Below are 18,657 nucleotides of genomic sequence, written 5' to 3' on the forward strand. Positions count from 1 at the left end.
TTTAGTTCAGGTATCGGGAGGCTCCCTGATGAGTGATCGAATAACTGTAGGCCTGTTGTATGTGTTTGGTGATGTTATCGACAAAACTGTGGATGTCGTGGAAGCTCACCGTTCCTTCTATATTCCAGCGGATGCTTTTATGATCGGCTGATATCTCACCGGAAGAGCGGTCAACCTCCCGCGTATATGCTGCTTCTTTCAGCAGCCTTACCAATTGGGCAAGGAGAATGTCCGCTGCTTTGGGCACATTGATCGCAATGGTATATGTAGCCATTTTCATTTACTTTAAGTGTTTTTAATTTGACTCACCTCAAACAGAGTAAAAACACCGGCTGCCCCGGGACAGCCACTTCGCCGGCTGTGGCAAAGGCGTTATAAATAGTCTACTAAATTTGTAGACAAATATATTGCACGGCTATGGAACCGCCAAACTATTTTAAAGCGAATGTTTTTTATTTACGCTTTCTTAACAGTTTCAGCGAAACGGCGTTTGGAAGGAGCGATGATAAGGGCTGCTCTTTCCGAAAGGGAATTGTTATGCACATGCTTTGTTTCTACCGCGCCGCCGCTTACATTTGCACCCCAACAGATTAAAAAATGGAAGTAAAATATATACAACAGATTGCCATAGACCTGAATCTTCCGGTAAAACAGGTCGGCAACGTGGAACAATTGCATGCCGAAGGCGCCACCATACCTTTTATCAGCCGCTACCGGAAAGAGGCAACAGGTAATATGGATGAAGTGCAGGTAGGGCAGGTGATCGACAAGATCCGGTATTATGATGAACTGGAGAAGCGCAAGGAAACCGTGCTGAAAACCATTGAAGCGGCCGGTAAATTAACACCGGAGCTGAAGAAAAGGATCGAGGACGGTATCAGCGCCACAGAGCTGGAAGACATCTATCTGCCTTACAAACCGAAACGTAAAACAAAGGCTTCGGTGGCTATTGAAAAAGGACTGGAACCCCTGGCCGATCTGTTGTTCGCCCAGGGAGCGGTGATACCGGAAGAAGTGGCCGCGTCCTACCTCAACGACCAGGTAAACGATACCGCTGCCGCCCTGCAGGGCGCAAGAGATATCATTGCGGAGCGCGTTGCCGAAAGTGAACAGGCCCGTACGCTTGTCCGTTCGATGTTCGCAGACTCCGCCGGGGTATCCGCAAGAGTACTTACATCAAAAAAAGAAGAGGCAGACGCCCAGAAATACCGTGATTATTTTGATTTTAAAGAACCACTTTCCAAATGTCCCTCCCACCGGATCCTCGCGATCCGCCGTGGTGAAAAAGAAGGTTTCCTGATCATGGATATTTCCATTGAAAAGGACTCGGCGATCGGAGGACTGAAAAAAGAGATCATTACGGCTTCCGGTCCGGCTGCCGACCAGGTGGCCCTGGCGATCGAAGACGCTTATGTCCGTTTGCTGAAGCCGGCTATTGAAACGGAGTTCCGGATGAACAGTAAGACCAGTGCCGACGAGGAGGCCATCCATGTTTTTGCCGAAAACCTGCGGCAGCTCTTACTGGCATCGCCGCTCGGACATAAACGTGTGCTGGCCATTGATCCCGGTTTCCGTACAGGCTGTAAAGTGGTATGCCTGGATGAAAGCGGCGTTTTTCTGAAGTACGAGACCATATTTCCGCATGCGCCCCAGAATGACTGGCAGGGAGCTGCAGAAGCGCTGAAGCGGCTGGTACGCCAGTATGATATTGAAGCCATCGGTTACGGAAACGGAACGGCCAGTAAGGAAACGGAAAAGCTGGTGCGGGGGATTGATTTCGGAAAGCCGGTTTCCGTGTTTATGGTAAATGAAAGCGGCGCTTCCATCTACTCCGCCAGCGAAGTGGCACGTGAAGAATTCCCGGATGAGGATGTTACGGTGCGCGGCGCCATCAGCATCGGTCGCCGCCTGCTGGACCCGCTGAGTGAGCTCGTTAAGATCGATGCCAAAAGCATCGGCGTGGGCCAGTATCAGCATGATGTCAATCAGAACCGTTTAAAAGACAGTCTGGACCAGGTGGTGCAAAGCTGTGTGAACTATGTGGGTGTGGATGTGAATACCGCCAGTAAGCATTTGCTGATGTATGTTTCGGGATTGACTGCTACCACAGCGAAGAACATTGTGGAATACCGTACGAAGAATGGTGCTTTTAAAAGCAGGGCAGAGCTGCTGAAGGTTTCGATGCTGGGGCCCAAAGCCTATGAGCAATGTGCGGGGTTCCTGCGGATACCCAATGCGATCAATCCGCTGGATAATTCAGCAGTGCACCCGGAAAGTTATGCAGTAGTGGAAACGATGGCCGGTAACCTGCATTGCTCCGTTCAGGAGCTGATCTCAAAACCAGAGCTGCGCAAAACCATAAAGGCACGGGACTTTGTTACGGAAACAGCGGGACAATATACGATCGAGGATATTTTGAAGGAGCTGGAGAAGCCCGGGCGTGATCCGCGGGAAGGGATCGAAGAATTCCGCTTTGCGGAAGGACTGGCGGCTATCGGGGATCTGAAACCAGGCATGAAAGTACCAGGTATCGTAACCAATATTACCAACTTCGGCGCCTTTGTGGATGTGGGGGTAAAACAGGATGGACTGGTGCATGTGTCGCACCTGGCCAACAAATTTGTCAGCGATCCGAATACCGTTGTGAAGCTCAATCAGAAGGTAATGGTAACAGTACTGGAGGTGGATGAGGCCCGCAAGCGGATCTCCCTGAGCATGAAGGATGAAAATTCCGGAGAAGGAAGAACAAGAACATCCGGAGCCCGGCAACAGCAGCCAAAGGCATCTGCAGCGAAGAACAGCTTTCAGTCAAGCCTGGATGCCCTCCGGAAAAAATTTGCGGACTGACCGGCTGCACTGATCGCGCGGAAATAATACAACAGAAAGCAGGCTGAAACGACATTTGATTAACGGCCTGCTTTTTGATCGTTTAGGACAAATCCTGGTATGAAAATATGAAAAACAAAAAAGCGGCTTTATTACAGACCGGCATTCTATTCTTAGTACTGTTGATCGCAAGGGTACCTGTCGGTGCACAACAGGTGCGGGAGCCTGACGATGTTCCGGCAAACTGGTCGGAGCCTTACCCGCCGTTCCGGATCGCCGGCAACCTGTATTATGTAGGTACGCGCGATCTGGCCTGCTACCTGGTCACCACCTGCAAAGGAAATATCCTGATCAATACCGGGCTGCGCGGATCTGTTGCCCTGATCAAAAAGAGCATCGAAACATTGGGCTTCCGGTTGCAGGATACAAAAATATTATTGACCTCGCAGGTCCATTACGATCATGTGGGTGCCATGGCGGCCCTGAAGCGCCTGACGGGCGCGCAACTGATGGTGAATGCAGCAGATGCCCCGGTACTTGCTGACGGCGGCAGGTCGGATTATGCGTTTGGCAGCGACACAGCGCTCTTTGAACCCGTAAAACCCAACCGGCTGTTGTATGACGGCGATTCCATTGTGCTGGGGGATGCCCGGTTGCAGCTGCTGCATCATCCGGGGCATACAAAGGGATCGAGCAGCTTTCTCCTGGATGTAAAAGACAAGGGGAAAAGGTACCGGGTACTGATCGCCAATATGCCATCGATCGTTACGGAAAAAAAGTTTGCTGATATCCCTGCTTACCCCGGGATAGCGGCCGACTATGCGCATACACTGAAGGCATTAAAGGATTGCCGTTTTGATCTCTGGGTGGCTGCGCATGCCAGTCAGTTCGACCTGGAAAAAAAGCATCCGCCACACGGTAACTACAACCCGGCTGCTTTTGCCGACAAGGCGGGCTTTGACCAGGCACTGGAGGAACTGACCCGTGCCTATGAGAAAAAGATGAAAGAGGAGCGGTCCCCGGTTAAATAACAGAAAACTTTCTGCCGGATAAAAAACAGCGCTGGTGCACATAATAGTAGTACAGGCTGCCCAGGAAATAGGCCGCCACATCGCCGGCATCGGCAGTATAAGCGGGGAGGTAATGCGGCAGGATGCCCTCAAAGACCACCGAAACATAGCCTGCTGTGATCAGCAGCTGCCACAAAGGAAAATTGTAACTACCGTTATGCACTACATATCGCCGGATGATGCTGAGCGCCACCGGGGCAACGACCGGTATAAATAGAAAATCAGTGAGCTGACCATTTACAAAAGGAAGCGGATGGCCCCGGCTCCTGAAAAGATGCACCAGCAGCCAAAGCAGTCCGTAGCAGTACCATACGCTATTCATAGACGTACATTTATAATGCAAATGCAACTGCGATCAGCATCGCTGCAGATACGATCAGCAATAGCGCAAAAAATACGATAAAGCCCGCGTTCTTCCCCAGTTTTATCAGTGTATTGTCTGCCGGCTTCACCGGGAGAATGCTTTCCCGTAGCTTTCTGTAAAACGATTTTTGTTCTTCCGGCCGGGTTGTCTGCTCCATAAGTAGATGAAAATTTAGAACAAATGTACTAATTTATCTCTGTTTAGAACAAATGTTCTATTTTTGACTATGGATACCAGGGAAAAAATATTGCAGGCTGCCCTTGCATTGTACAACCAGCAGGGCATCCGCACCATTACGACACGGCATATAGCGGCACATCTTAACATAAGTCCGGGCAACCTCCATTATCATTTCAAGCATACGGATGATATCATCCGGTCGCTTTACGGGAAACTGGCGGAAGCATTTGATGCCGAGCTGCAAAAAACAGCAGCCCTGGAAACGGTGGATATGGATACGATCGGGGAACTGTCGGTCCGTTCCTTCCGGCTGGTGTTCCGCTACCGGTTCCTGTTCCTGCATTTTGTGGAGATCGCCTGGCGTATTCCATGGATCCGGGAGCATTACCATGGCCTGACCCAACGCAGGACCCGGGAGTTTATCCGGATCTTCCGGCGGATGATCCGGAGCGGGGTGTTCCGGCAGGATCTTCCGGATAAGATCTGGCCGGCCCTGGTGAAGCAGCTTTTTATCGTGGCCGACTTCTGGCTTTCAAATAACGAACTGACGGAACGGCTGTCGGAAAAAAAAGCAATGGTGGCATATAAAAAGACCTTTTACATGATGTTCCTTCCTTTTCTGAACCCTTAATGCCGGCAATGACCGGGACCCGGCGCAGGTGGTTGCACCTGTTCCGGCAGCTTCGCCGGCGAACGAATCCGGCCCTGCCGAAATATCCACATCCCGCCCGCGGAATGTGGGGAAGCCGTTTATCCGGGTAAACCTTTTCCCGCTATTTTTGTAATTATTCAAATCGTTTATATGACACAGGAAACAGGAGCAGAAAGAGTTAAATGTTTAATTATAGGTTCGGGACCGGCGGGGTATACGGCGGCAGTTTATGCCTCCCGCGCTAATCTCAGTCCCGTTTTATACCAGGGGATCCAACCGGGAGGACAGCTGACCATTACTACTGAAGTGGAAAACTACCCCGGTTATCCGGACGGGATCCAGGGGCCGGAAATGATGATCGACTTTGAAAAACAGGCAAAAAGAATGGGAGCGGATATCCGTTTCGGGATCGCTACTAAAGTTGATTTTTCAGGTCTTCCGCATAAGGTCTGGATCGACGATGAAAAACTGATCGAGGCCGATGCCGTTATCATCTCAACCGGGGCCTCGGCCAAATGGCTGGGCCTGTCCAGCGAAGAGCGCCTGAATGGCTTTGGGGTGAGTGCCTGTGCCGTTTGTGATGGCTTCTTCTTCCGTGGTAAGGAGGTGGCGATTGTAGGCGCCGGGGATACGGCTGCTGAAGAAGCCCTGTACCTCTCAAAGCTTTGTACCACCGTGCACATGCTGGTGCGCAAAAGCGAGATGCGGGCCTCAAAAGTAATGCAGGACCGGGTTTTTAAAACGCCCAATATCATCGTGTACTTTAATACAGAAACCGAAGAAGTGCTGGGGGATAAGACGGTGAGCGGGGTACGGGTAAAGAATAACCAGACCGGTGCCACGCAGGAAATTCCGGTGAGCGGGTTTTTTGTGGCGATCGGGCATGAGCCCAATTCTGCGATCTTTAAAGATTTTCTGGATATGGATGAAGCCGGCTATATAAAGACCATCCCGGGTACCTCCAAAACCAATGTAGAAGGGGTTTTTGCTTCAGGTGATGTACAGGATAAGATCTACCGGCAGGCGGTTACAGCTGCCGGCAGCGGTTGTATGGCCGCACTGGATGCAGAACGCTACCTGGGAGAAAAAGGGATCCATTAACCGCTGATAGTTTTAAAAATAGTGCCGGGCTGCTGTTCTGAATAACGGCTTCCCGGCATTAAATATTTTATTTCCAAACCCGTTTAAGGTTTTCTGATGGCGCAACTGATCACGATCCACCTGGAACAGCTCCGTTTTTTTGCCTACCATGGCTTATACAAGGAGGAACGAAAAACAGGGAATGCATTTGAAATGAACGTGGAAATTTCCTTTCCAAAAAACGAAGGCATTATTGCACACCTTAATGAAACCCTCAACTATGCTTCCGTGTATGCACTGGTAAAGGATGAGATGCAACGCCCCCGGGAACTGCTGGAAACATTTCTTACCGAACTGGCTGAGACATTAAAAGAGACTTTCCCGGAGATCTCTCGGATCAGAATGAGCTTATACAAACTTACGGTTCCCATAGAAGGATTTACCGGAAAGATCGGTGTGGCGCTGGAGCGCGATTTCTAGTAGTTTGCAAACCGGTCTGTTTGGAATTATTTCCCCGATCCTGCTTTCAGCCCAGGTCTTCTTCACTGAACGCCAGTGGCAGCAGGTCTTTGATCGTGCTGATGATATAGACCGGCCCTTCCATGCCGGATAATAAAAGACGGATGGGTGTGCCGGACCGTTTTTCATATTCAGATAAGGCCTGGCGGCACATGCCACAGGGAGAGATAGGATGGCTGCTATCGCCGTTGAGCGAATGATAGGTGACTGCCAGTGTCAGGATCGGTTCATCCGTATATTGGGTGCCGACAGTGGCCAGTAAGGCCCGTTCTGCGCAGATGCCGACGGGATAGGAAGCGTTCTCCTGGTTGGAACCCACCACCGTTTTTCCATTGGCCAGTTTTGCCGCACAGGCCACATTAAATTTTGAATAAGGGGCATAGGCCTTTTTGGTGGTTTTACGGGCCAGCTGCAATAATGCGGCATCGGCTTCCGCCAGTCCGGTGGCGTCTGCTACTACCTTATATGAGAACTGAAACTTCTTTTCCTTCATATCCATTCTTGTTTAACCGCTTCCCTCAGGGGGGATTAAAGGTACTACTTATCAGCCGGAATCAGAAAGACACTGCTGATTTTAACGAATGAGCGATTGCGCCCTTCTCAGCTGATCGGTGCTTTGCAGCACTTTTGCTTTCAGACTGGGCGATAGGGATTGCTGCTTTAAAAAGGTGGTGACGATGTGATAGGCCGATGCCGACTGATAACTGCCAAAGCTCGACTGCAGCCAGTTCCCCGGGAAAAAGATGTCGCCGGTCTGCTGGATCTCCGGCAGCAATTCCAGTGTTTTTTGGAGGTACTTTTCGGCAGAGGGCTGCCGGAGCGGATGATGCAGATAGGAGAGCGCCATTCCTGCCGCAGATTCGTTGGAACGGTTTTCCTTTTTCTGCAGGCCGTTGAAGAACTGGTCGCGGACTGCCGCGTTCCACGACAAGGCGGGCAGGATGATGCGGAACCGTTTGATGCGGTCGGGATCCTTGATACGCTGCAACTGCTGGTTCAGTATATGGTCTCCGTTCCTGCTTCTTAAGGCGAGTGCAAACGCCAGACCGGTATAGTCTTCTTCTTTTAATACCACGGATGATGGTGGATCCTGGCTGTACCAGATCCCGTAAAGCCTGGAGGTGGCCGCTTCCGTTCCGAATACGTTCTGATAACACCCGAAGAGGATCTTTTTATTGTTGGGATTCTTTTGCTGCTGAAGGGCATCCCATATGCTGTTCTCGAGTTGAGTGGTCCACTGTCCGCGCTGCTGCCGCGACATAAAGTTCCAGTAGATGGATCCGGTGTAGGCCGTCAGCAGCCGCAGGTTCAGCTCCACTGTTTCCTTGTTCAGACCGGATGCAAAAAGCCGGAGCAGCTGTTCAGGCGTATTGTAGCGGCCGTTCAGCATGTTCTCATACAGTGAAATATAGGCGGAGGCGCGGCTTACATAATTATCGATGGAAAAAAGATGTGCCTGCATGGCAGTGTCTACCGGCCACACACCGTAGCCCTTCCCGGAGGCATTGAACTGGATGAACAACGGACGTTTACGTTCGGCCGCACGAGGCACCTGCTGCGCTGCCAGGCTGTCCTGGAGCGTTATGGTACGTACCAGCCCTTTATAATAAAAGCTGATGTCAAAACGCTGCGGCCAGACCCGGCTGGTGCCGGATTCGGGCTTTTGAAAAACAGTAAAGCCGGTAATCTGGCTGGTCGCGGTATCATAATCTGTTTTATAATCGAATACCGGTCTTCCCGGCTCGTTTACCCAAACGGCATTCCAGGCCTGCAGATCAGTTGGTGTATGGCGGTCCAGGATCCGGATCAGATCCGGCCAGGAAGCATTCTTATACGCATACGTTTTTAAATATTCCCGTACTCCTTTCTGAAAATCGGCCGTGCCCATCACTTCCTCAAGCTGCCGCATCATCACCGGTGACTTATGATAAATGATGCTGCCGTATAATGTTCCCGCATTTTCAAGATTATCCAGCGGCTGCCGGATGGGATTGGCACCGGTGGTACGGTCGACCGCATAGGCCGGAGGCAGATGATCCGTCAGGAATTTAAGAGCGAATCCCTCTTCATGACCCGGAACGGAGTTCGCCTTGTCGGCCATAAAGTTGGCAAAGACCTCTTTCATCCATACATCAGAGAACCAATCCATGGTCACCAGGTCTCCAAACCACATATGCGCCACTTCGTGGGCCAGCAGCTGTGCACGGCTGTTGAGCTGCCCTTCGGTGGCATCTTTTGTCAGGAACAGCGTGGAAGCCTGGAGTAATATCGCCCCCGGATGCTCCATCCCGCCAAACTGGAAATCGGGAATGGCAACAAAGCCATGCTTCTGAAAAGGGTAGGCAATACCGATCCACTGTTCATTAAAGACCACCATCTTTTTATACAGATCAAAGATCGCATCCCTGCTGGCGGCAACTTTTTCCCGGTCGGTCTCGCGGTAGAAAAATTCAATGGAATCATTCCGCCATTTTTCTTTAGCAACCTGGAACCTGCCCGCAGCAAAAGAAAAAAGATAGGTGCTGATGGTATCCGATGGGGCAAAACGCAGGGTCTTACCCGTGCCGGAAATGGCGGAGTCCTGCAACCTGCCATTGGCAATAGCTACCCAGTCTGCAGGAACAGTGAGGGTCAGATTAAAAACAGCCTTCAGATCCGGCTGGTCAAAGCAGGGGAAGACCGTCCGTGCCCTGTCCGGTACAAAAAGTGTATACAGAAAATCATCGCGCCGGTTCAACGCGCTGTTGCCCGCCGTAAACTCGATCCGGATGCTGTTCCGGCCTTTTTTCAGATCGCCGGGGCCGATAAGGAGGTGCTCATTGCGGAAACGGAGCGGCACCTCTTTGCCATTGACGGCAAGCTTTTTCAATGCGCCTGCATTCTCTTTAAAATCGAGATAAAGGGTTTGTGTTTTAGTTCCGGTATAATTAAAAGAGATGGTTTCTTTTGCAGCGATCGGCGCTTGTTTTTGTGCCGGGATATTAAATTCAAGATCATAATGGATGGCATGCAGCACCGCTTTCCGGGAAGCAGCCAGCGAATCGGATACTCCGGAGCTTACAGCCGGTTCCGGCCTGGTTTTACAGGCAACCGCACAGCAGGCTAACAAAAAAAAGAGGACCGGTTTCCATTTCATGTGTGCAAAGATATAAGGAAAGACCCGTTGCCGCTGAAGCAGTTCCGGCCGTTGCCCCGGCCGATTTGGGAACGGTAATCTGATCCAGGAGGTTGAAATCCCGGCTTTTAGGTTGTTTTTTCAGCACCCGGCAGCGGCCCGGGTTGCTGCAAGGGGATTATCGGCCCATTTCAGCAGCATGTTGTACCTTTGCAGCTTCTAAAATCAAAATTCCGGTTTGAAAGCAAGAACATTAAAGAAAGATAAAGTAAACATCATCACCCTGGGCTGCAGTAAGAACATGGTGGACAGCGAAGTGCTGAGCGGTCAGTTACAGGCCAATGCTATTGATGTGGTGCACGAGAATAAAAAATTTGATCACAATATCGTGGTGGTAAATACCTGTGGCTTTATTGACAAGGCAAAGGAAGAAAGCATCAATACAATCCTGGAGCAGGTGGAATTTAAAAAACGCGGCCGGCTGGATAAGGTATATGTTACCGGTTGTTTGAGCGAACGCTACAGGAACAATCTTGAAACGGAGATCCCCGAAGTGGATGCGTTCTTTGGAACAATGGAGCTGCCGCTGATCCTTAAACAATTTGAAGCCGATTATAAAACAGAGCTGCTGGGTGAGCGCCTGCTGGCCACCCCCAAACATTATGCTTACCTTAAAATATCCGAGGGATGCAACCGTACCTGTTCTTTTTGTGCCATTCCGCTTATGCGGGGTAAACATGTAAGTAAAACCATAGAACAGGTGGTAGCCGAAGCAGAAGGGCTGGTGAAAAAAGGTGTGAAGGAGATCATGCTTATTGCACAGGAGCTTACCTATTACGGGCTGGACATCTATAAAAAGCGCACGTTGCCGGATCTGCTCAACCGGCTGGCGGATATCCCCGGACTGGAATGGATCCGGCTGCACTATGCGTATCCCACCAAATTCCCGCTGGAGATCCTGGACGTAATGCGGCAGCGCGATAATATCTGTAATTACCTGGATATGCCGTTGCAACATGCGGCTGACAATATGCTCCAGGCGATGAAGCGGCAGATCACCCGTACCGAAATGGAAGAGCTGGTAAGCGCGATCCGGGAAAAGGTTCCCGGTATTTGTTTGCGTACCACACTGATCGCCGGTTTCCCGGGAGAAACACCGGATGATATAGAAGAACTGAAACAGTTCCTGGCGAAAGAGCGCTTCGATCGGGTGGGTATTTTTACCTATTCTCATGAAGAAGATACTTCGGCGTTTAAACTGGCAGACACGATATCCCAGGAAGAAAAGGAGCGCCGGGCGCAGGAGGTTATGGAATTTCAGCAGGAGATCTCCTATGAACTGAACCAGGAAAAGATTGGAAAAACCTTTAAGACCCTGATCGATAAAAAAGAGGCAGGGCGTTATATCGGCCGTACCGAATTTGACAGTGTTGAAGTGGACAATGAAGTGATCATTACCGGAACTGCTCCGTTGAAAATCGGAGAATTTTATAATGTGAAAATTGAAAAGGCATACGATTATGACCTGGAAGGCGTTGTGGTAAAATGAGAAATATAAAATAGTAAAGAAGCAATGGAGGCATTTAGATGCCTCCATTTTAATTGGTCTTCTTTCCTAAAATAAAGGCCCGGCATTTGCTGATCCATGATGGGTTACTGGGTTTATGGCTGCTGTTTTTCTCCGGAATATCCCGGTAAAGCACTGTGAAAATCCTGCCCATCTGCGGGAGAAAATAATAATGACAGCCATCCTTTCTTTGTCTCCGGCAAATTTGCTTTTTCGATTAAGTATGGTTATTTTTAGATAATAAATTGCCGGTGAAAAAAATACGGTTGCAGGCAGTTTGCCAAATCGAAGATCAAGTGGGCATCTGGTTCTTTAAAGTGTTGTTCTGAAAAGCGTATAAGTTATTGCTCCCTGAGGGGTAATAAAAAAATGCAGCGGTGTAACGACGGTCTTCCCGGGAAAATTAATAATAAGGAAATATTACTGTTTTGAAGTTTTTGGATATTTGCGTTTCGTAAATGGATCCGGATAAACCGCAGTACCCGATACTTTAACAGGGGTCTAAACGTTATCATTCACTTTAAACCGAACTTATGATTCGATCAGCTATCAAAATCAGGCAATTCCTGCATTTTTTATTATTGGTAGTATGTGCTCACATTCACGTTGCCGGAGCTGCACAGAATAACAAAGAAATAAAAGGCCGGGTAATGGATGAAAACGGCAACCCGGTAGCCAATGCTACTGTTTTGGCAAAGAATAAAAGCACTTCCCAGACGGTTACCACACAAACCGATACCGCTGGTGTTTTTACATACGACAACCTGGCCGTGGGGAATACATATTCATTTGTTGTTTCTCATGTGGGCTTTCAGACCCAGACAATTTCCAGGTATGACATCAATGCCGGCTCCAATGAGCCTTTGGTGATTCAATTACGATCAACCACGAATGATCTGAAGGAGGTGATCGTAACCGGACGTGCCGGTGCCCAGAACCGTACCAAACTGGAGACGAGCTATTCTGTTACCTCCATAGGGTACAACGCGCTGAGCCTGCAGGCCCCTACAAGCGTCACCGAGGCGTTGAAATCAGTGCCGGGTTTTTGGGTGGAATCATCGGGTGGTGAGGGAAGTGGTAATGTACGTGCAAGAGGTGTTCCGGTAGATGGTTATGGATCCATACAATTGCTCGAAGACGGAGTACCTGTGCAACACGATCCGTCCCTTGGTTATTTAAATGCCGACCAGGTCTTCCGGCTGGATGAGACCATTCAGTCTATCGAAGTCGTTCGGGGCGGACCTTCTTCTGTGTTCTATTCCAATGCACCGGCGGGTGCGGTCAACTATATTCCACGCGCCGTTGGCGATAAAACTGAGGGTAGTTTTAAACTGGCGCTGGGAAGCCAGAATTTTTACCGGGGTGATTTTTGGGTAGGAGCCCCCATTGGTGATGGGTGGAAGCTTTCAGCCGGTGGCTTTTACCGGGCGGGCGCGGGTGTGCGCGATCCGGGCTTCAGTGGCAACCATGGCGGACAATTCAGGGTTTCCATCGGTAAAAAATGGGAAAAATCATCTTTCGATGTTGATTTTAAACGGCTGGATGATAATGTGATTTTTTATCTCGGAATTCCGATGACGCGTCAGAACGGCAAAATAGTGGCCGTTCCGGGAATTAACGGCAACTATGGTACCATTGCCGGCCCGGAAACACAACGGGTCAATATGATCCAGGGCGACGGGAGCCTGTACCGCTTTGATAATACCGTGGGAACTTCCGTGCAAAGAAGCCAGGTTACGGCGAAGTTTAAAACCGAAATTTTTGACAAGTGGATCTTAAAAAATACCCTTCGCTACGACAATACACATACCCAGCGCAACGGGGTGTACCCAAATACATTACTCACGGCGGATTCGATGCTGTCGGGCCAGTCGGCACTGCTCGCTACTGTTCCGGGTGCGCAGCGCCTGGGACTACAGTACGTAAGTACCGGTGCATCCTTTAATAATGCAAATGAGAACGGCAATGGCCTCGTAATTCTTGGCGGCATCCGGGGGCTTACGCTGCCGCTGACCGAAGTCGCAAACGATCTGCATCTTTCGCGCGTATTTATTACAGGATCGTCAAAACACGATTTCAATTTTGGGTACTACTATTCTCACTTCGACGAAGATTTTACCCGGTATTCTTCCGTGGCATTGCTGGATGTTCAGAATAACGCAAGGCTGCTGAACCTGGTAGCCATGGACGCCAATGGAAAAGTGCTGCGGACATTTACAGATAATGGCATTTACCGGTATGGGTATGAATGGGCCGACGCACACGGAGAGCAGACCACCAATGCCGTTTATGTCAGTGATGAATGGCAGATCACTCCCGCTTTTCGTATTGATGCCGGATTGCGCTGGGAAAACGCACAAACCAAAGGAGTAGTGGAGCAAAGCAAGAGCGTCAATCTGGGAACCTTCGCAACGTCGAATGTGTTAACCGGCAACGGGATCTTCCAAAGTTATGATCATGGCTTTAATTTTACTACCTGGACTGCAGGGGCCAATTATCAGTTTTCAAATAATATGGGCGCCTTTGCCCGGTACACCTCAGCAGCGCGCATCCCCGGCCTGGGCGCTTATGTAACCAATGCCACTGCAAAGCCCGTTACCCAAACCATGCAGCTGGGAGAAGTGGGGTATAAGTACAGCAGCCCGGTGCTTTCGTTGTATGCTACGGGATTTTGGACCAAGTACAATAATGTGGGTTTTACCAATTATGTGTTTAATCCGGATGGAAACCAGACCCAGGAAAACCTGTATGCGAATACCCAGACCTTTGGCCTGGAGCTGGAAGGCGGCTATTTTCCGGTAAAGTGGTTCGATATTTCTGCAACGGCCACTTTACAGCGCGGCCGGTACAAGGGATATGTGTACACGGATAATTCCGGAAAGCTGATCAATTATAATGACAATCAGCTTATCCGGGTACCTGCAGCAGCACTGCGGGTCATCCCCGGGTTTAATTTTTTTGGAGACAAAGTGCGTTTGCAAACCGTTATCGAATATGTAGGACAACGCTATGTGGATGTAGCCAATTCGGTATCCCTGCCAAGCTATACAAAGATCGATATCAATGCTGAGGTGAAACTGAACAACAGGATCTCGCTTTTCGGACTTATCGATAACCTGGGCAATTCCCTGGGACTTACGGAGGGAAATCCCCGCCAGGGAGAGTTTCAAAGCAATGATGCCGGTGCTACTTCCTTTATCGCACGCCCTTTGGTAGGGCGGAGTTTCAGAGCATCGCTGCGGTATAAGTTTTAGCGGTGAAGGCGGAAAGAAGGAATGTAACCTGTAGCATTGAAAATTTCATCTGCTACAGGTTGCATTTTTAATACTGCTCCTGCTCGTTCGGAAAATTACCCGACTGTACATCAGAAATATAATGCTGAACGGCAGTTGTAGCCTGTTCAAAAACATTCAGGTATTGCCGCAGGAATTTTGGCTTGAATTCGGTGTTGATGCCCAGCATATCGTGCATTACCAATACCTGGCCATCGCAGTATTTTCCGGCTCCAATGCCTATGGTAGGGATATAAAGACTTTCTGTGACCTCTTTTGCCAGCAGCGCCGGGATCTTTTCCAGCACAATTGAGAAGCAGCCTGCTTCCTGCAACAGCTGTACATCCTCCCTTAATTTATTGGCTTCTTCATCTTCCTTGGCCCGCACGGCATAGGTGCCGAATTTATAAATGGACTGGGGGGTAAGACCCAGGTGCCCCATCACAGGAATGCCGGCCGAAACGATTTTCTTAACCGAATCGACTACTTCCGCTCCGCCTTCCAGCTTTACTGCATGGGCACCTGTTTCCTTCATGATCCGAATGGCTGAAGCCAGGGCTATTTCAGAATTGGATTGATAAGCACCAAAGGGAAGGTCTACCACTACCAGGCAGCGCTTTGCTCCTCTGATAACGGATTGTGCATGATAGACCATCTGGTCCAGTGTGATGGGCAAGGTTGTTTCGTGACCGGCCATGACGTTCGATGCGGAATCTCCAACCAGGATCACATCAATGCCGGCACCGTCGATGATACGGGCAAACGAAAAATCATAGGCAGTGAGCATACTGATTTTTTCTCCCGCTGCCTTCATTTTTGCAAGGGTATTGGTAGTAACTCTTTTTACTTCTTTATTGATGGACATAACTTATTGGTTGATGGTGATGAACCTTGTAGTAAAGATAAAACTTTTATTGTGCTGACCGCTGCCGGCTGACGGCTTATAGTTCCTGACTGATGTCCGCATATAAACTCTGGATCAGCCCGTCGGCCAGTCCTATTTTTGGCACGAGGATCTCTTCTGCGCCCGCCCATTTCAGCACATTGATATAGATCAGTAAGGCCGGTACAATTACATCCGCCCGGTCTTCCCGTAGTTTGTAATAACTCATCCGTTCGCTGAGTGTCATGCTGTTGAACTCCTTATAATAATCGCGGAGCAGGTCAAGTGAAAGCGGACGTCCCTCTTTGCGTTTTGAAAGGGAAAAGACCTTGTTGATATTGCCCCCCGAGCCGATACCGGAAATGTTTTTTATGTTCTTGGTATTGCTCCGGATATAGGTCTTCATTTCTTCCCATTGGGGCTCGTCCACCTGTTGCTTGAGCAGCCGTATGGTGCCGATGTTAAACGAACGCTTAAAGGTCATTGCGCCATCTATAAAACAGGTCAGTTCCGTGCTGCCGCCACCTACATCAATGTACAGGTAAGCGCCTCCGGCCGTAAGGTTTTCCGCGACATGACTTTCATAGATCAGGGCCGCTTCGCGGTCGCCCGAAATGATCTCTATTTCCAGTCCTGTTTCTGCCTTTATCTGTTGTATGATCTGCTGTCCGTTCCGGGCGTCCCGCATAGCGGAAGTGGCACAGGCTTTCACATGCGCTACCTCATAAACGTCGAGCAGGTACCGGTAAGCTTTCATCGTGCTGATGACGTGTATTTCTTTTTGAGGGGAGATCGCGCCGCTTTCAAAAACATCAAATCCCAGTCGCAGCGGTACACGGATGAGGTTGGACTTTATGAACTCAGGCCTGTTCTTTTTTATCACCCGGACATCCGTAATCAGTAAGCGGGCCGCGTTACTGCCTATATCTATAGCCGCTAATTTCAACTATGAATATTTTTTATTGATCAGGTAATGATAGATCTCTTCCTGGGATCGTATCTTTTTAGACGCCGAATGTACATATTTATTTTTAAGTTCATTGTCGAGTACCCGCGCTTTTACATTATCACTGAGCTGGATGTTTAAGATATCGATGAGTTCATTTTTCAGCTGGGGATCAGTAACAGGGCAGGTGGCTTCGATCCGGTGCTCGATGTTCCGCAGCATCCAGTCGGCGGAAGACAGGAATACGCGGGGCTTGCCGCCGTTGTGGAAAACAAAGACGCGCGCATGCTCCAGGTATTCGTCCACAATACTGATGGCTGTTACCTTATGTTTGAATTTCTTATTTTGTGAGAGCATGCAGAAGATACCCCGTACGATCAGCTTTACCACCACGCCTGCCCGTGCGGCTTCATAGAGCTTCTGGATCATATCGATATCTGAAAGCGAATTCATTTTGATGATGATCTCCGCTTTTTTGCCTTTGCGGGCCATCAGGATCTCATGGCCGATCAGCTTTACGAGGAAGCTGCGGATAAGGTGCGGGCTGGGAATAATGGTAGTGCATTGCTGTAATGAAAGCTCATTGGTCTTTGGCTTTTCCAGGTATGCAAAGATCCGGTTCACATCGGCCATTATTTTTTTATTGGAGGTCAGCAGGCAATGATCGGCATAGATGCGGGCTGTTTTTTCATTCAGGTTGCCGGTACTTACAAATCCGTAATATTCCGTTCTGGGGCCCTTCTTTTTTTTGATGATGCACAATTTTGCATGCACCTTCATATTCTGAAATCCTGTGAGCACAGTAGCACCTACATCTTCCAGGCGCTGCTTCCATTCAAGGTTTGCTTCTTCATCAAACCGGGCCTTCAGCTCCAGCATGACGGTTACTTCCTTGCCGTTGCGTACGGCGTTGATCAGCGCATTGATGATCTTTGACTGGGCGGCCAGACGGTAACAGGTGATCTTTATGGAAACCACATCCGGATCGAAAGCCGCTTCCCGGATGAGGTCGATGATGGGCGTAAAATTATGATAGGGATAACTCAGCAATACATCCCGGTGCATGATCACGTCCGAAATGCGCTGGTCCAGCAGCAGCGGATGGTCGAATGGTTCTTTCCGCCGGCTTACATGTTTGAATACTTTTGACGGGAAATCGATAAAATGCCGGAAGTTATGAATGGCGCCCGCAGGACTGATGGCATCCAGCTTTCCAAAACCCATACGCGTAATAAGATACTGCAGCAGATCGGCATCCATGCGCTCATCGTAGGTAAAGCGGACCGGAATGCCTTTCTTCCGGTTCTTAAGTCCGGTTTCCAGTTTCTGGATGATGGATGTATTGTCTGCGGTATCAATATCCAGCTCCGCATCCCTAGTGAATTTAAAAATATGAGCACTGAACTCATCATACCCGAGAAACCGGAAAATATGCGGGAGGTTAAAAATAATGGCATCCTCCAGCAGCATGATATCGTGCTGACTGGCGCGGGAGGGAAGCTCAATAAAACGGCCCACCGCAGTAACCGGAACTTCAATGATGGCATATTTGCGGTCCTGCCGGTTAAAACTCTTGCGCATCACCACACCCAGGAAAATGGATTTATCCCGCAGCGCCGGAAATTTTTTGATATTCTCGATCATCAGGGGAATGATATTCGGACTGATCTCCGTTTCATAAAAATCCCGGATGAATTTTTTCTGGGTAACAGTAAGCTGGGTCTCCGTCCTCAGGTAGATCTTATTCCGGTTAAGACTGCGCTGAACGTTTTTCCATACCCTTTCAAATTCTTCCTGCTGGTCGGTCATCAGGCGGTGGATCTGGTCGAGGATCTTTTGAGGGTTCTTTTCCGGGTGCATGTTCAGCTTTGATTCAATCCGCAGCATGCGTTTCAGCGAAGCGATCCGGACACGGAAGAACTCATCACGGTTATTGGAAAAGATCCCCAGAAACTTAATGCGTTCATTCAGCGGTACGGTGGGATCCGCAGCTTCCTGGAGCACACGGCCGTTAAACGCCAGCCAGCTGATGTCTCTGGGTATAACCTTCTGCATAACTTTTGAGTGAATATCCACAATAATAATACTTTATCGGCAGAATTACGGGGAATAATCGGAGTTTCAATAACCGCCGGCTTTAAATTATTATTAAGAAATTCGATGTTTTGTTTTGTTGCGGGACC

Annotated in this window: 15 protein-coding genes; 7 read left to right on the forward strand and 8 right to left on the reverse strand. The window is 49.4% G+C overall.

Annotated elements, in window-relative coordinates; translation table 11 throughout:
* Position 1: 1 nt before the first annotated feature.
* Positions 2–280: a hypothetical protein gene (locus K7B07_RS19940; RefSeq protein WP_223712297.1), complete on the reverse strand. Its 279-nt coding sequence runs from the start codon at positions 278–280 to the stop codon at positions 2–4.
* Between the two features lie 317 nt (positions 281–597).
* Here K7B07_RS19940 and K7B07_RS19945 point away from each other — a divergent pair, with 317 nt between their 5' ends.
* Together K7B07_RS19945 and bla are read left to right on the forward strand one after the other, a co-directional pair.
* Positions 598–2,847: a Tex family protein gene (locus K7B07_RS19945; RefSeq protein ID WP_223712298.1), complete on the forward strand. Its 2,250-nt coding sequence runs from the start codon at positions 598–600 to the stop codon at positions 2,845–2,847.
* Between the two features lie 107 nt (positions 2,848–2,954).
* Positions 2,955–3,857 carry a subclass B3 metallo-beta-lactamase gene (gene bla, locus K7B07_RS19950; protein WP_223712299.1) on the forward strand — a complete coding sequence of 301 codons (903 nt, stop codon included), beginning with the start codon at positions 2,955–2,957 and terminating at the stop codon, positions 3,855–3,857.
* On the opposite strand, the gene K7B07_RS19955 is transcribed toward bla, so the two are convergent.
* A complete protein-coding gene (locus tag K7B07_RS19955; RefSeq protein ID WP_223712300.1) occupies positions 3,850–4,218 on the reverse strand; it encodes a hypothetical protein in 369 nt (122 codons plus the stop codon). The two genes, bla and K7B07_RS19955, sit on opposite strands and share 8 nt — an antisense overlap.
* Positions 4,219–4,228: 10 nt before the next feature.
* Positions 4,229–4,417 carry a hypothetical protein gene (locus K7B07_RS19960; RefSeq protein WP_223712301.1) on the reverse strand — a complete coding sequence of 63 codons (189 nt, stop codon included), beginning with the start codon at positions 4,415–4,417 and terminating at the stop codon, positions 4,229–4,231.
* 69 nt (positions 4,418–4,486) lie between these two features.
* On the opposite strand from K7B07_RS19960, the gene K7B07_RS19965 reads away from it, so the two are divergent.
* From K7B07_RS19965 to folB, 3 genes are all read left to right on the forward strand, one after another.
* On the forward strand, positions 4,487–5,071 hold the full coding sequence (locus K7B07_RS19965; protein WP_223712302.1) for a TetR/AcrR family transcriptional regulator: 585 nt from the start codon (positions 4,487–4,489) through the stop codon (positions 5,069–5,071).
* Positions 5,072–5,242: 171 nt separating this feature from the next.
* Positions 5,243–6,193 carry a thioredoxin-disulfide reductase gene (trxB, locus tag K7B07_RS19970; RefSeq protein WP_223712303.1) on the forward strand — a complete coding sequence of 317 codons (951 nt, stop codon included), beginning with the start codon at positions 5,243–5,245 and terminating at the stop codon, positions 6,191–6,193.
* 96 nt (positions 6,194–6,289) lie between these two features.
* Entirely contained in the window at positions 6,290–6,652 is a 363-nt protein-coding gene (folB, locus tag K7B07_RS19975; RefSeq protein ID WP_223712304.1) for a dihydroneopterin aldolase, read from the forward strand.
* Positions 6,653–6,698: 46 nt separating this feature from the next.
* On the opposite strand, the gene K7B07_RS19980 is transcribed toward folB, so the two are convergent.
* Positions 6,699–7,184: a cytidine deaminase gene (locus tag K7B07_RS19980; RefSeq protein ID WP_223712305.1), complete on the reverse strand. Its 486-nt coding sequence runs from the start codon at positions 7,182–7,184 to the stop codon at positions 6,699–6,701.
* Positions 7,185–7,265: 81 nt separating this feature from the next.
* Positions 7,266–9,827, reverse strand: coding sequence for a M1 family metallopeptidase (locus K7B07_RS19985; RefSeq protein ID WP_223712306.1), 2,562 nt, complete (start codon positions 9,825–9,827; stop codon positions 7,266–7,268).
* 217 nt (positions 9,828–10,044) lie between these two features.
* On the opposite strand from K7B07_RS19985, the gene rimO reads away from it, so the two are divergent.
* Complete coding sequence (gene rimO, locus K7B07_RS19990) at positions 10,045–11,355, forward strand: 30S ribosomal protein S12 methylthiotransferase RimO (RefSeq protein ID WP_223712307.1); 1,311 nt, start codon at positions 10,045–10,047, stop codon at positions 11,353–11,355.
* Between the two features lie 551 nt (positions 11,356–11,906).
* Positions 11,907–14,627 (forward strand): TonB-dependent receptor, encoded by a 2,721-nt coding sequence (locus K7B07_RS19995; RefSeq protein ID WP_223712308.1) that lies wholly within the window; start codon positions 11,907–11,909, stop codon positions 14,625–14,627.
* A 67-nt stretch (positions 14,628–14,694) separates the two neighbouring features.
* On the opposite strand, the gene panB is transcribed toward K7B07_RS19995, so the two are convergent.
* The 3 genes from panB to ppk1 all read right to left on the reverse strand — a co-directional run bounded on the left by panB (position 14,695) and on the right by ppk1 (position 18,529).
* Entirely contained in the window at positions 14,695–15,510 is an 816-nt protein-coding gene (panB, locus tag K7B07_RS20000) for a 3-methyl-2-oxobutanoate hydroxymethyltransferase (protein ID WP_223712309.1), read from the reverse strand.
* A 76-nt stretch (positions 15,511–15,586) separates the two neighbouring features.
* A complete protein-coding gene (locus tag K7B07_RS20005; protein ID WP_223712310.1) occupies positions 15,587–16,474 on the reverse strand; it encodes a Ppx/GppA phosphatase family protein in 888 nt (295 codons plus the stop codon).
* A complete protein-coding gene (gene ppk1 / locus K7B07_RS20010; RefSeq protein WP_223712311.1) occupies positions 16,475–18,529 on the reverse strand; it encodes a polyphosphate kinase 1 in 2,055 nt (684 codons plus the stop codon).
* Positions 18,530–18,657: the final 128 nt, after the last annotated feature.

This window comes from Niabella beijingensis (genome assembly GCF_020034665.1).
GTDB lineage: Bacteria > Bacteroidota > Bacteroidia > Chitinophagales > Chitinophagaceae > Niabella > Niabella beijingensis.